This window comes from Luteimonas rhizosphaericola (assembly GCF_029888045.1).
Classification (GTDB): Bacteria; Pseudomonadota; Gammaproteobacteria; order Xanthomonadales; family Xanthomonadaceae; genus Luteimonas; species Luteimonas rhizosphaericola.
On record NZ_JARXRN010000028.1, the window covers coordinates 227,028 to 241,862 of the forward strand.

The window sequence follows — 14,835 nt, forward strand, 5'->3', positions numbered from 1 at the left end:
CACTGCGGGCGCGTTCCTACAGTGCGCGCACTCCGGTCGGGGCCGTCGTGAGTCGACTCGCCGACGCGCGCCCGGAGCACGGATCAGGGGATTCCAGCGCACTGCCGCACGGCGGCCTCCGGCAACGGAGTGCATCGCCCCTGGTTGTCACGCGCACGGTGGTGGGCGGCGGCCGCGCACACGTGCGCAGCGCGTCGCGGACGTTTCCAGGGGGTTGCAGGTGTCATCAATCGGATTGGGGCAGGCCCGGGCGACGGTCGCGGGCGTCGTGCTGGCGGTGTTCGCGGGGGCAGCGGGGCTGTGGGGCGCGCCGCTGCACGCGCAATCGGCCCAGGTGACCAACGTCGCCACGGTGGCCGCGCCGCCGGGCACCGAAGACGGCAACCCTGCCGACAACACCGACAGCGCGACCGTCACGATTTCCAGCGCCGCCGAATACAGCTTCTGCGCCGCGCCAGGCGGCAGCGCGAGCTCCAACGCGATCTACAGCATCGTCAACGGCGTCGCGATCGCGCGCTACGAGCCCGGTGCGGGCAGCGACGCGGCCGTGCCCGAACTCGCGCTGCCGTCGGTGGGCGGCGACGTCAACGCGCTGATGATCGACGCGGCGCGCGACCGCCTGCTGTTCCACACCGACACCGGCGCGGCGCTGTGGGCCTACGACGCCGACAACGGTGGCTGGTATGCGGCCGCCACGGGGGTCACCGGCAACTTCCCGCGCGGCGGCATGGCGCCCGATGGCGTGGGCTATCTGATGACCGGCGGCGCCAGCCCGCAGGTGTGGCGGGTCACACCGAGCGGCGCGTTCGGCTATGCCGTCGCCAACCTCGGCAACCTCACCTACGATTTCGCGCCGCAGGGCACGAACACCTCGGGCGATCTGGCCTTCGACGCCAATGGCGATGGCTGGCTGCTGGTCGGCCGTGACCTGTACCGGGTCGATTTCGACACGCTGGCGGCCACCCGCCAGACCCGCCCGCTGATCGGCGGCGTGGTCCCCAACTTCGACTTCGCGGGCGTCGCATTCGCCGACGACGGCACGCTCTACCTGGCCAACAACCAGGGCGGCGGCGGCAGTGCCTACCACGCCTACGATCCGGTCACGGGGGAACTCGCCAGCGCGGTGCCGACGTCCGCCGGCGGCTCGCGCGACCTGGCGTCGTGCGCGTTCCCCGTGCCGGCCGAACCCGAGCTGGCGGTGGTCAAGACGCTGGCGGAGGTCAACGGCGCGCCGTACGTGGACGGCAGCGCGGTGGCGGCGGGCGACACGCTGACCTGGCACATCGAGATCAGCAACGCCGGCGGCGCCGCGGCGACGCTGTACCCCGGCACGCCGGCCGACGTGGCCGAGACCGTGCCGGTGGGCACCACCCATGCCGGCGGCGACGCCTTCACCTGCGCCGGTACTGCCGCAGGCGCCGCGTGCGGGATCACCTCGGCCATCAACATCCCGGGCAATGGCGGCAGCGCGACGCTCGCGTTCCGCGCGACCGTCGACACGCCGTTGCCCGCCGGCCTGACCGCCATCGCCAATGCGGTGACCTTTCCCAACGATGCGATCGACTGCGCGGCCGCCGGCAACGATTGCGAGGAACTCACGCCGCTCGGTCCGGCGACGTCGGTCGTGAAAGAGTCGAACCCGGCCTCCGGCACCGCCGTCGGCGCGGGAGACACGATCGGCTACACGCTGACGGTGACCGTGGCCAATGCGGCCACCACCGAGGCGATCACCCTTACCGACACGCTGGGCGCCGGCCTGACGCTGTCGGGCACGCTGCCCGCCGGCTGCTCGGCCAGCGGCCAGGTGGTCTCCTGCGTGCTGGCCGCGAGCGCCGCCGTCGGCACGCACACGTTCGATTACGCGGCGACCGTGGACGCCGATGCGACCGGCGCGGTCGGCAACGTGGTGGTGGCGACCACGCCGCCAGGCGGTGATCCGGATCCGGACTGCGCCACGTGCGACACCGAGCACCCGCTGGTGCCGTCCACGACGGTCGCCAAGACCTCGGATCCGGCCCCGGGCACCTCCGTCGCGCCGGGCCAGGTGCTCGACTACACACTGACGGTGATCGTGGCCAACGCGGCCACCACCGAAGCGATCACGCTCACCGATACCCTCGGCACTGGCCTGACGCTGTCCGGCGCGTTGCCGGCCGGCTGCTCGGCCAACGGACAGGTGGTGACCTGCGTGCTGGCCGCGGGTGCCGCCGTGGGTTCGCACGACTTCGGGTACTCGGCCACGGTGGACGCCGATGCCGCAGGATCGGTCGGCAACGTCGTCGTTCCCTCGACGCCGCCGGGCGGCGATCCGGATCCCGACTGCACCACATGCGAGACCCGGCATCCGCTGACGCCGGCGACGGCGGTGGCCAAGACCTCGAATCCGGCCAGTGGCGCGGCGGTCGCCGCCGGACAGACGATCGCCTACACCCTGACGGTGACCGTGGCCAATGCGGCCACCACCGAGGCGATCACGCTGACCGATACGCTGGGCGCCGGCCTGACGCTCTCGGGCGCACTGCCGGCGGGTTGTTCGGCGAGTGGACAGGTGGTGACCTGCGTGCTCGCGGCGGGCGCCGCGGTCGGCACCCATACGTTCGACTACGCGGCGACGGTGGACGGCGATGCGACCGGAACGGTCGGCAACGTGGTGGTGCCCTCGACGCCGCCGGGCGGAGATCCGGATCCCGACTGCACGACGTGCACGACCGAACATCCGCTGACCCCGGTGACGGCGTTGGCCAAGACCTCCATGCCTGCATCGGGGACGACGGTCGCCCCCGGCGACACCCTCGCGTACACGCTGAGCGTGACGGTGGTGAACGCCGACACGACCGAAGCGATCACGCTCACCGACACGCTGGGCGACGGGCTGACGCTGTCCGGCGCGCTGCCGGCCGGCTGCTCGGCCGTCGGCCAGGTGGTGACCTGCGTGCTGGCGTCCGGCGCCGCGGTGGGCACGCACATGTTCACTTACGAGGCGACGGTGGATGCCGGCGCGACCGGAACGATCGGCAACGTGGTCGTGCCCTCGACGCCGCCGGGTGGCGATCCCGATCCCGAATGCACGACCTGCTCCACCGAGCACCCCGTCGAGCCGACCACGATCACGGTCGTGAAGTCATCCGATCCGGCACCGGGCACCGAGGTGTCGCCGGGCGACACGCTGACCTACACGCTGACCGTGACCGTCGCCACCTCGGCCACGACCGAAGTGCTGACGCTGGTCGATGCACTGGGCGAGGGCCTCGGCTTTGGCGAAGTGACGGACGCCGGCGCATTTGTCTGCACGGGCGCGCTGACCTGCACCCTGCCCGCGGGCACGGTGCCGGGCAGCTATGCGCTGAGCTACACCGCCACCGTGGATGCCGACGCCAGCGGCACGCTGCGCAACGTGGTCACCGCGAGCAATCCGCCCGGTGGCTCCGATCCCGATCCCGAATGCACCACGTGCACCACCGAGCACGTCGTCGAACCCACCTCGATCACGGTGGAGAAGTCGTCCGATCCAGCGTCGGGCAGCGAGGTCTCCCCCGGCGACACCCTGGCCTACACGCTGACGGTGACGATCGCGGACTCGGCCACGACCCAGGTGCTGACGCTGGTCGACACCCTCGGCGAGGGCCTGGGCTTCGGTGAAGTGACCGATGCGGGCGCGTTCGCGTGTACCGGGTCGCTGACCTGCGCGCTGCCGGCCGGAACCGTGCCGGGCACCTACGCGCTGACCTACACCGCGACGGTGGATGCCGATGCCACCGGCACGCTGGGCAACGTGGTGACGGCAAGCAACCCGCCGGGCGGTGACCCGGATCCGGAGTGCACCACGTGCACGACCGAACACGAAGTGATCGGGCCCGTGGTCACCGTCGCCAAGTCTTCCGATCCGGGCAGCGACACGCCGGTGCGTGCGGGCGATCTCATCACCTACACCCTGGAAGCCACGATCGAACGCTCGGCAACGCTCGAGGTGCTGACCCTGGTCGACACGCTGGGCGAGGGCTTGAGCTTCGGTGAAGTGACCGACGCGGGCGCGTTCGCCTGTACCGGCACGCTGACCTGCATGCTGCCTGCGGGCACGCTCCCGGGCACGTACGCGCTGACCTACACGGCAACGGTGGATGCCGATGCCACGGTCATCGTGAGCAACGTGGTCGCCGCCAGCGGCGGTACCGGCACCGATGGCCAGCCGCCGACCTGCGGCAGTTGCGAGACCCGGCATCCCTTGGTCGAACCGCGGATCGTCATCGCCAAGCAGGCGACGCCCGGCGAGGACCAGGAAGTCGGCGTCGGCGACGTCATCGAGTACACCCTGACGGCGACGGTCGAGAACTCCGCCACGCGCGCGGACGTGCGACTGGTCGACACACCGGGGCCCGGACTCGCGCTGGGCGCGCTGCCCGCGGGCTGCGCCGCGCAGGGCGCCACCGTGGTCTGCACGCTGCCCACCGGCACCGTGCCGGGCGACTACGCCTTCACCTACCCGGCGACGGTCACGGCGGACGCCAGCGGCAGCGTCGGGAACGTGGTGGTCGGCGAATCCACCGACGTCGAGCCCGAATGCACCGTCTGCGAAACCAGCCACGAGCTGGCCGACGACGCGCTGCTGCGCATCGTCAAGAGCGTGGCCGTGCGCAACGTCGCGATCGGCCACCTGGTCCGCTACACCCTGGCGGTCGAGAACATCGGTCCGGTGAACGTCACCGGCGCCACCCTCGTCGACACCCCGCCCGACGGCTTCAGCTACGTCGAGGGTTCGATGGCGGTGACCGACCGCGACGGCGCCTTCACCTTGGATGGGCGGCATCCGCTGCGCATCGGCGGGCTCGACATCGACGCCGGCGGACAGGCGACGATCGTCTACCTGTTGCGCGTCGGCGCCGGCGTGCGTGCCGGCACGCATGTCAACGAGGCCGTTGCGGTCGACGGGGCGGATACGCCGATCTCGAACGTCGCGACCGCGCAGGTCGCGCTCGACGCCGATCCGCTGCTCGACGACAGCCTGGTGTTCGGCACGGTCTTCGACGACCGCGACGGCGACGGCTGGCAGGATCGCGCGGACCTGGGCGACGTGCGCGTGCAGGGTGGTTTCGCGCCCGCGGCCTACGTCGCCGGTTCGACCACGATCGACCGTGGCGATGGCCCGCAGCCGGTTGCCGACGCCAGCGCGCCGCTGCTACATGGCATCGACCTGGGCGCGATCGCGGCGCGCCAGTCCGAAGCCGATCCGGTGGAGGCGCGCCAGGTGGTGATCCGCCAGCGCCTGCGCTCGGCAGAGTTCACCGGCGATTTCGTGCTGACCAGCGCCCAGGGCGTGACCCTGCGCATGGACGCCGCCGGCAGCACCATACTCGAACGCAGCGGCGAGGCGGCGAAGGGACTGACCGCGGCCGAGCCGACGGTCGAGCGCGTGGTGTCCGCGGTGGAAGGCGGATTCGACGTGGCCTACGTCGTCTCCAATGCGGGCATCGACGAGCGCGGCATTCCCGGCGTGCGCATCGCATCGGTGGAGGGCGTGCTGATCGAGACCGACCAGTACGGCCGCTACCACCTGGCCGACGTGCATGGCGGCGACTGGGGCCATGGCCGCAACTTCATCCTCAAGGTCGATCCGGCCACGCTGCCGCCGGGCACGCCGTTCACCACCGCCAATCCGCTGGTGCGGCGCGTGACGCCCGGCCTGCCGGTGCGCTTCGATTTCGGCGTGCAGCTGCCGGTGCAGGTGCTGCCGGGCGGCGAGCGTCGGGTGGAACTGGAACTGGGTGAGGTGATCTTCGCCCCCGGCAGCGCCGAGGTGCGCGCGGCCTACCTGCCGGCGATCGCGCGGATGGCGGAGCAGGTCGAGCGCCATCGCGGCGGCGAGGTGGTGATCACCGCCGACGGCGACAGCGAGGATCTGGCCTTCGCCCGCGCGGCCGCGGTGCGCGACGCGCTGCAGGCGCGGGTGGCCGCCGAGGCACAGGCCGGGCTGAGCGTGGTCCTGCGCACCCGCGTCGAGGACCCGCACAGCCTGGTCGCGGGCGTGGACGCCGGTGGCGCGCTGCTGGGCACGGTGCTGTTCGACACCGACCAATCGCGGATCCGGCCCGAGTTCGAAGAGCTGCTCGACGCGGTCGCACGGCGGCTCGAGCAGCTTGGCGGCGGCGTGGTGGCGATCGTCGGACACACCGACGTCCGCGGCTCGCACGCCTACAACGCCGCGCTCGGACTGCGACGCGCCAGCGCGGTGCAGCAGGCGCTCGCGCAGCGGTTGAGTCCGGAGGTCCGCGCGCAGGTGCGGGTCGAGGCAAGCAGCGATCCGGCGGCCCCCGTCGGCACGGAACGCAGGTAAGGGGGATCCGGACCATGAAGATGAAACTGCTCGACACGGCACTGCTCGGCATCCTCGCCGGCACGAGCGCCAGCGCCTCGGCGCAACAGGCCGAGCCGGCGAAGGCCGCGATCGAATGCAGCGATGAAGGCTGCAGCAGCGACGCCGGCGAGCTGGTGTTTCGCGTGCGCACGCGCAGCTACGACCAGCCGGTGACCACCGGTACCGGCGCACAGTCGTCCTCGGCCGCATTGCAGCCGGACCGCCGCGTGTCCGTCGCGCTCGACCAGCCGGGCCGCGCGGTGGCGCGCGGCACGTTCTCGGTGCAGTTGCCGGGCGGCGGCGCGATCTGGGCCACCGAGGATCCCGACCTGGGGGTGCCGGAGCTCAGCATCACCGCACCGTCGATGGTCGCCTTCGAAGCGGGGCGGATCGTCGAGCCGGTGCGCCTGTTCGTGCGCAGCAACTACACCGCCTTCGTCGACCGCTACGAACTGCGGATCTACCGCGGTAACGATGGCGACCTCGTGTCGCCGGTGGCGAGCCTGGACCTCCCGGTCGAGGCTGCCGTGCAGAGCGAGTGGAACGGCGAACTCCCGGCGGACCTGCGCCTGCGCGCCGGCGACGAACTGGTCTACGTGCTTCGCGCCTACGATCGCGAAAGCAACTTCGACGAGACCTCGCCGCGCAAGCTGCAACTGGTGCGTCCGGACGAGGTCGAGCGCGCCCGCGGACAGGTGCGCGAGAGCGTGGAACGTTCGCTCGGCACCGCGCTGAGCGGCGACCAGGCGCTGACCCAGCAGCTGATCGAGGACGCATTCTCCGGCAACGGCCTGCGCCAGCAGAACATCCCGATCTACGGCTCGCGCGTGCGCGTGCAGGGTCGCAACCTGCCGGAAGGCCGTTCGCTGCGCATCAATGGCGAGTCGTATCCGGTCGATCTTGAGCGCAAGTTCGTCGCCGAATACCTCGTGCCCGTCGGCCAGCACCGGTTCGAGATCGGCCTCGATGGCCAGGACGGCGCCGCGCCGATCACGCATGCGCTCGACGTCGACGTCAGCGGCCGCTACTTCTTCGGCGTGGCCATGGCCGACGTCACCGTCTACCAGAACGACGCCAGCGGGCCCGGCCAGTCGCTGGCAATGGCCGGCCGCGAGGACGACATCCTCAGCGACGGCCGCCTGGCGTTCTACGGCAAGGCCAAGCTCGGCGGCAAATATCTCGTCACCGCCCAGGCCGACACCCAGAACCGTCCGCTGGAGGACCTGTTCGACGGCTTCACCTCGGCCGATCCGCAGGACGTGTTCCGGCGCCTGGATCCCGACCTGTACTACCCGACCTACGGCGACGATTCCCGCGTGTGGCGCGACGTCGACACCATGGGCCGCTTCTACCTGCGCGCGGACTGGGACAAGAACGAAGCACTGTGGGGCAACTTCGCCACCGGCTTCACCGGCACCGAGTACAGCCAGTACTCGCGTGCGCTGTACGGCGCCGCGCTGAACTGGCGCTCGGGCATGGCCAACGCCTGGGGCGACCCGGTGACGCAGCTGCGCGCATTCGCCTCCGAGGCGCAGACCGCGCCCGGCCACAGCCAGTTCATCGGCACCGGCGGCAGCCTGTACTACCTGCGGCACACCGACGTGCTGCCCGGCTCCGATCGCGTGGTGCTGGAGGTGCGCGATCGCACCACCGGCCGCGTCGAACAGCGCGTCGACCTGCTGCGCGGCGCCGACTACGAGATCGACGAGCTGCAGGGCCGCGTGCTGCTGACCCGCCCGCTGGCGCAGATCACCCAGCAGAACCTGCCGACGCTGACCCGCGACGCGCCGCTCGACGGCTTCGAGCAACGCCTGATCGTCGATTACGAGTGGGTGCCCAGCGACTTCGACGCCGACGACGTGGCCGCGGGCGTGCGCGGCAAGCACTGGTTCGGCGACCACATAGGCGTCGGCCTGACCCACGTCGACGAGAACCGCGCCGGCGAGGACTACACCCTGACCTCGGCCGACGTCACCCTGCAGGCCGGCAAGGGCACCTACCTGAAGCTCGAGCACGCGCGCACCGAATCCACCAGCGCGCCGGTGTTCTTCTCCGACAACGGCGGCCTGAGCTTCACCCGCCTCAACCCGGCCGGTCCGCGCGAAGGCGAGGCCACCGCGGTCGAGGCGCGCGCCAACTTCCAGGAACTGGGCTGGAGCCAGCAGCCGTGGAGCGCGGGCGCGTGGTGGCGCCAGGTCGATGCCGGCTACTCGATCTCGCGCTTCGATACCGGCGCCGAGGTCGAGGAATACGGCGCCGAGGTGCTGGGCGAGTTCACCCCGAACCTGGGCGTGTACGCACGCTACAGCCGCGCCGAACGTGCCGGTGACGTGCTGACCCAGGCGCAGGCCCGGGCCGAATGGCGGATCGGCGATGTGGACGCGCTCGCGTTCGAGTTGCGCCGGGTCGAGGAGGCGCGCGGCACGCTCGATGCCGCCGGCCTGCTCGGCGCCGCGCGCTACACCCGCCGCTTCGGCACCGCGCTGGATGTGTACGGCACCGCGCAGCTGACCCTGGACGACGACAGCGGCGCCTATGCCGACAACGACGCCTTCACCCTCGGCGGCCGCTACAACTTCGCCAATCTCTCCACCCTCGGCGGCGAACTCACCACCGGTGACCGCGGCGACGCGGCGCAGGTCAACGGCGAGTGGCGGCGTTCGGCGCAGCAGAGCTTCTACGGCAGCTACACGTACTCGACCGACCGCAGCGACTACGACCCGCTGTTCAACCCCAACGCGCGCAACGGCTGGACGCTGGGCCAGCGCTGGCGGCTGTCGAATCAGGTCAACGTGTTCAACGAGAGCCAGTTCCTGAAGAACCGCCGCGAGAGCGGGCTGGCGCACACCTTCGGCCTGGATTTCTACCCGGCCCAGGGCTGGAACGTCGGTTTCACCCTGAGCGACGGGGAGCTGACCAATGCCAGCGGCGGCGAAGTCGACCGCCGCGCGATCAGCGTCGCCGGCGGCCGCACCTCCAACGACACCAGCTGGCAGAGCAAGCTGGAGTGGCGCGAGGACACCGGCGCCGAGCGCGTCACCCAGTGGGTCAGCACCCATCGCCTGACCCACACGCTCAACGAGAGCTGGCGCATTGCCGGCCGCTTCAACTACGCCGACACCCAGGACGACCTCGACCCGGCCGCCAGCGCGAAGTTCATCGAAGGCAACTTCGGCTTCGCCTTCCGTCCCTGGAACAGCACGCGCTGGGGCCTGTTCGGTCGCTATACCTACCTCTACGATCTGGCGACACTGGGCCAGATGGGCGGCGCGCAGTACGACCAGAGGACGCAGGTGCTGTCGCTGGAAGGCGTGTACCGCCACGACCAGCGCTGGGAATTCGCGGGCAAGCTCGCGCGCCGCGAGGGCGAGGCGCGCTTCGGCCGCGGCAGCGGCGCCTGGTTCGACTCGGCGACCACCTTCGCCGCCGGGCAGGTCCGCTACGAGCTGCTGTACCGCTGGCATGCGATGGCCGAGTACCGCTGGCTGGACGTGGACGACGGCGGCACCCGACAGGGCTGGATGGCCGGCATCGACCGCGACATCGGCCGCAACTTCCGCATCGGCGCGGGCTACAACTTCACCGATTTCAGCGACGACCTGACCGAGTTCGATTACGACCACAAGGGCTGGTTCGTCAATTTCGTGGGCAGCTACTGATGAAGATCCCGACCTTCCGCATCGCCTTGGGCGCGCTGCTGGCCTCCGGCCTGATCGCCGCGCCCGTGCCGCAGGCGCACGCCGCCGCCTACGCCACCGGCGGCAGCGGCCAGTACCGCAACGAGATCCTGTGGCTGACCTGGGGCGGCGGCACCAGCGGCACCAGCGGCGTCCCGCTCGCGAACGGCGCCAGCACGTCGGCCACCATTCCGGTCACCGGCACCCAGGACCTGGTGCTCGAATGCAGCCTGTCATCGGTCAGCGGGACGATCGAAAGCTATCGCCCCGGCGACTGGACCGGCGACGCGCTGGACGACATGTACAACATCGGCGGCACCGGCGGCGCCAACCAGCTCATCGCCGGCATCATGGGCCGCAGCGGGACGCACGGCTTCACCGTCGAGTGCCAGGCCACGCTGGGCGGGCAGCCCTATCGCATTCCCGGCCTGGTGATGGCCGACGCCGAATCGATGAATACCACCACCGAGTATCTGGAAGGAACCGCGGCGGGTACCTGGAACGTGGTCGAGGTGAACGCCGGCAACGGCAACCGCTACGACGCGCGCAAGGACGACGTGGGCGGCGGGCTGCAGTCGATCCGGTTCGGCAACCCCGGTGGCGAACAGAGCGGCACCACCAGCCCGGCCGGCGTCACCTTCCTCACCTTCGACGAGGCCGCGTACGGGCCGGGCGAATCGATCTCGATGGCGTTCGAGATCCTCGGCGGCGGCAACACCGCCATCGCCATCGGCCTGCTGGCGCCTGCCGCCGACTTCGGCGATGCGCCCGCGGGATACGGCGACGCTGCGCACCTGCTGCGCGGCCTGGTCGCGGAGCCCGACGGACTGGTCGCCGGCGCCGGCGCCAGCAACATCAACACGCCCGGTTTCCAGCTCGGCCAGCTTGCGCCGCCCGACAGTGGTTTTCTCGGCAGCACCGGGCCGGATGGAGAGCCCGGCGCGTCGACGGGCGTGGAGGCCGACGGCGACGACGCCAGCGGCAGCGCCGGTCCGGCGGAAGAGGACGCCTGGCCGTCGGGCGACGTCCTCGCCATCACCCAGGCGGCGCAGTCGATCGATCGCGGCATCGCCTGCGTGGGCACCGGCACGGTTGCCGGCTGGATCGACTTCGACCGCGACGGCCTCTTCGACACGGACGAGCGCGCCCAGGCGCCGTGCAGTGGCGGGACGGCGGCGCTGTCGTGGACGGTTCCCGCGGACGTGTCGCCCGGGCGCAGCTACGTTCGGCTGCGCTACGCCAGCGATCCGGCCGAACTGCAGTCGCCCACCGGCGAGGCAGCCGACGGCGAGGTCGAGGACCACGTGCTGGACCTGACGCTGGCGGTGGACGTGTCGCTGCAGAAGGTCGTCGCGCCGACGACCGCCGTGGCCGGGCAGGCGGTCGAGTACACCGTCACCGTCTCGAACGCGGGCCCATTCCCCGCCGATGGTGCGATCGTCACCGACCCGGTGGTGGCGGGGCTGGAGTGTCCGGCCGCGGGTGCGGTGGCCTGCACCGCCAGCGGTGGCGCGCAGTGCCCCGCGTCCGCGACGGTGGGCGATCTCCAGGGCGCGGGCGTGAGCATTCCCGGACTGCCGCAGGATGGACAGCTCGTCTTCCAGTACGCGTGCACGGTGGCGGAACCGAATCCCTGACCGGGATGCCGGGCCGTTGGCGCGTCGGATGGCGGCGTCTCGAACCGCTGCCGCCGCGCGGGGTGCACCGGCACGAAGCCCCGTCGCGCGCGTCGCAGGGCTGCACCGGATTGCCTCCCGCGCCTAGCGTTCCCGCAGGTACGACGCCAGCGCCTGGAACGCCGGCAGGCTGGTCGGGTCGATCAGCGTGTTCTGCGGTTTGGGGAACGAGGCGAAGCGCACGATCACCATCTGCGCGGTGAAGTCGACGTAGATCGTCTGCCCGTGCACGCCGCGCGCGGCGATCACCTCGTGTTCGCCCGGATACACCCACCACAGGCTGGTGTAGCTGCCGCCCACCAGCGCCGGATAGGCGGTGCCGAACCGGGCCGGGTCGCCGCCGGCGCGGATGCGGCGCACCACCCCGGCGGGGAACAGGCGCCTGCCGTCGATCACCCCCTCGTCGAGCATCAGCAGCCCGAGCCGGCCCATGTCGCGCAGGCCGGCGCTCAGCCCGCCGCCGGCGAACGGCGTGCCGATGCCGTCGACGGTCATGGAGGCATCCTGCTCGGCGCCCATCGGCCGCCACAGCCGCTCCGACGCCAGTTCGTTCACCGGGCGGCCCGACGCGCGCGCGACGAGCCATCCGGCCATGTCGGCGTCGACCGTCTTGTAGTGGAAGGCCTCGCCGTGGCGGCCCTCGGGCTGCACCTGGGCGAGATACTCGAAATAGCCTTCGGGACCTTCGTAGCCCGCGGGCTTGGGCAGCGGGCTGGCGGCGGCGGAATATTTCCAGATGTCGGCGTCCGGGTCGGCGTAGTCCTCGGAGTAGCGGACGCCCGTGGTCATGTCGAGCACCTGGCGGACGGTGGCGGTGGCGTAGGCGCCCCCGGCGGCCTCGGGCACGATGTCGACCACCCTCGCGTGCTCGTCCAGCGCGCCTTCGGTCACCAGGATCTGCGCCAGCAGGCCGGTGAGCGACTTGGTCATCGACATGGCGGCATGCACGCCGTCCTCGGCCAGGCAGCCGGAGTAGCGCTCGTAGACCACGCGGTCGCGATGCAGCACCAGGATGCCGTCGGTGTAGTTCGCCGCCAGCGACTGCGCCCAGGTCATCGGCGGGCGCCCGTCCAGCGGCTCGAAGGTCAGTGCGTCGATCCCCTGCTGCAGCCGTTCCCGTTCCGCGTCGTCCGCGTACGCCAGCGGCACCGGGGCGCCGAGGCCGCGACTGATCCCGATGGTCGGGAGCAGCTGGCGGAGATGGCAGACCGACCAGCGCAGCTTCGGGAAGCTGAAGTAGACGCTGTCGGGCTGGGTGATGCGTTTGTCCGGCGGGGGCGGGACGCCGCGCATCCACCCTATCCGCCGCGGGTCGGATTGTTCTGCCGTCAGCGGGGCGTTCTCCGCAACGGCGGCGGGTGGCGTGGCATCGGACGCGGCGGCTGCCGGCAGGGCGGTGGCCCAGAGCAGGGCGACGCACAGGGCATGCGTGCAGGTCGGGGCGGGGAGCATCGGGCACCTCCATCCGGTTGCCGGGTCCGGCTTGCGCGCGCCCGGAGCGTCCGCGTCCATGCACGTGTGCCATGGGGCAACCTGCGCGTCAGGCCAGCGGACGGGGCGGGCGGCACGGCGTGGATCCGCCGCGAGAAGACCGCTCGGATCGAGCATACGCCCGGCCCGTCGCACCTGTGTGTACGCGCCGCGCCGCGCCTTGACTTGACGCTCCATGGGTGGGAATTTCCCGGGTCCGGGGCTGGCTGTTCGCGGTCGGCTGGAGGAGGGGGAGAGATGCCGCACAGGAGTGCTGCGAGGCGTTCATTGCTCGATGCCCGGCATCGCCGGGAATTGCCGGTGGCCGGACGCGACGAGCTGTCCACCGAGCAGACGCTGGCGCTGCTCACGCGGGTAGTCGAGGCGCAGGCGGAGATCGCCGCCTCCGGACCCGACCCGGTCGACGTGCTGGCCGCGGTCACCGCGCGCGCGCAGGACCTGACCGGCGCCGATGGCGCCGTGCTCGAGATCCGCGACGGCGACGCCATGGTGTACTGGTCCGCGTCGGGCATGGCACGCGAGCAGGTGGGGCTGCGGATCCCGGTGGCCGGCAGCCTGTCGGGGCTGTGCATGGAGCGTGGAGCCACCCTGCACTGCGTGGACAGCGAGCAGGACGAGCGCGTGAACATCGCCGCCTGCCGCCGCGTGGGCCTGCGCGCGATGGTGGTGGTGCCGCTGCGCTACCGCGACCAGGACGTGGGCGTGCTTAAGATCGTTTCGAAAACGCCCGCGGCGTTCGGCGCGGCCGAGGCGACCACCATCGAGCATCTGGCCACGTTGGCCGGGGCGAGCCTGCATCGCGCGACCGAAGACGCGATGCAGGCGTGCCGGCAGGGCGACCGGGCGGAGGACGCGGCGCCGGCCGGACCAGATTCGCCGGACGCGCTGTCATCGCGGCTCGACGAGGTACTCGCCACCCGCGCACTGCGGATCGCAAGGCAGCCGGTGATGCGCCTGGCCGACCGCACCATCGTCGGCTGGGAGGCGCTGGCGCGTTTTCCCGAGCGGCACGGGGGGTCCACCGACGCCTGGTTCGCGCAGGCGGCGCGCGCCGGCCGCAGCGAGGAACTCGAACTGGCCGCGGTGCATGCCGCGCTGGCGGGACTCGAGACGCTGCCCGGCGATGTCTATCTCGCGGTCAACGTCTCGCCCGGCACCGCGTGCGGCGATGCGCTGGCGCAGGCGCTCGAAGCGGTGGACCCGCGTCGCCTCGTGCTGGAGATCACCGAACACACGCCGGTCGAGGATTACGCCGGCCTGGCGCAGCGTCTGCTGGCCTACCAGGAGCGCGGCGTGCGCATCGCCATCGACGATGCCGGCGCCGGCTTCTGCAGCCTGCGCCACGTGCTCACGCTGGCGCCGGACATCATCAAGCTCGACCTGAGCCTGGTGCGCGGCGTCGACCGCCGGCCGCGGGTGCAGGCGCTGGTGGCGGCCCTGTGCACGTTCGCCGGCGGCACCGATGCGGCCCTGGTGGCCGAAGGCATCGAGACGGCCGAGGAACTGGCGACGCTGCAGCAGCTGGGCGTGCCGTACGGGCAGGGCTACTACCTCGGGCGGCCGATCCTCGAGTAGGGGAGGTTCCGGCCGCCGACCGCCGGAGCGCGCATGTGGGCGGGGCGGCGATCCGTCCACAGCTGCA

The 14,835-nt window shown here is 71.6% G+C and carries 5 protein-coding genes; 4 read left to right on the forward strand and 1 reads right to left on the reverse strand.

The window, feature by feature from the left end:
* The first annotated feature begins 220 nt into the window (after positions 1–220).
* From QFW80_RS13540 to QFW80_RS13550, 3 genes are read left to right on the forward strand one after another with little or no spacing between them, the layout of a single operon-like run.
* On the forward strand, positions 221–6,328 hold the full coding sequence (locus tag QFW80_RS13540; RefSeq protein WP_280602504.1) for a DUF7927 domain-containing protein: 6,108 nt from the start codon (positions 221–223) through the stop codon (positions 6,326–6,328).
* 14 nt (positions 6,329–6,342) lie between these two features.
* Positions 6,343–10,008 (forward strand): hypothetical protein, encoded by a 3,666-nt coding sequence (locus QFW80_RS13545; RefSeq protein WP_280602505.1) that lies wholly within the window; start codon positions 6,343–6,345, stop codon positions 10,006–10,008.
* A complete protein-coding gene (locus tag QFW80_RS13550; protein WP_280602506.1) occupies positions 10,008–11,663 on the forward strand; it encodes a CshA/CshB family fibrillar adhesin-related protein in 1,656 nt (551 codons plus the stop codon). Before QFW80_RS13545 ends, QFW80_RS13550 begins: the two co-directional genes overlap by 1 nt.
* Positions 11,664–11,786: 123 nt before the next feature.
* On the opposite strand, the gene QFW80_RS13555 is transcribed toward QFW80_RS13550, so the two are convergent.
* A complete protein-coding gene (locus QFW80_RS13555) occupies positions 11,787–12,995 on the reverse strand; it encodes a serine hydrolase domain-containing protein (protein WP_280602507.1) in 1,209 nt (402 codons plus the stop codon).
* Between the two features lie 498 nt (positions 12,996–13,493).
* Between QFW80_RS13555 and QFW80_RS13560 the strand changes: the two genes are divergently transcribed.
* Positions 13,494–14,768 (forward strand): sensor domain-containing phosphodiesterase, encoded by a 1,275-nt coding sequence (locus QFW80_RS13560; protein WP_280602508.1) that lies wholly within the window; start codon positions 13,494–13,496, stop codon positions 14,766–14,768.
* Positions 14,769–14,835: the final 67 nt, after the last annotated feature.

Bases quoted from the DNA above. Each gene is read 5' to 3' on its own strand.
- QFW80_RS13545 (WP_280602505.1), top strand. From the start codon at position 6,343: ATGAAGATGAAACTGCTCGACACGGCACTGCTCGGCATCCTCGCCGGC.
- QFW80_RS13550 (WP_280602506.1), top strand. From the start codon at position 10,008: ATGAAGATCCCGACCTTCCGCATCGCCTTGGGCGCGCTGCTGGCCTCC.
- QFW80_RS13555 (WP_280602507.1), bottom strand. From the start codon at position 12,995: ATGCGCGGCGTCCCGCCCCCGCCGGACAAACGCATCACCCAGCCCGAC.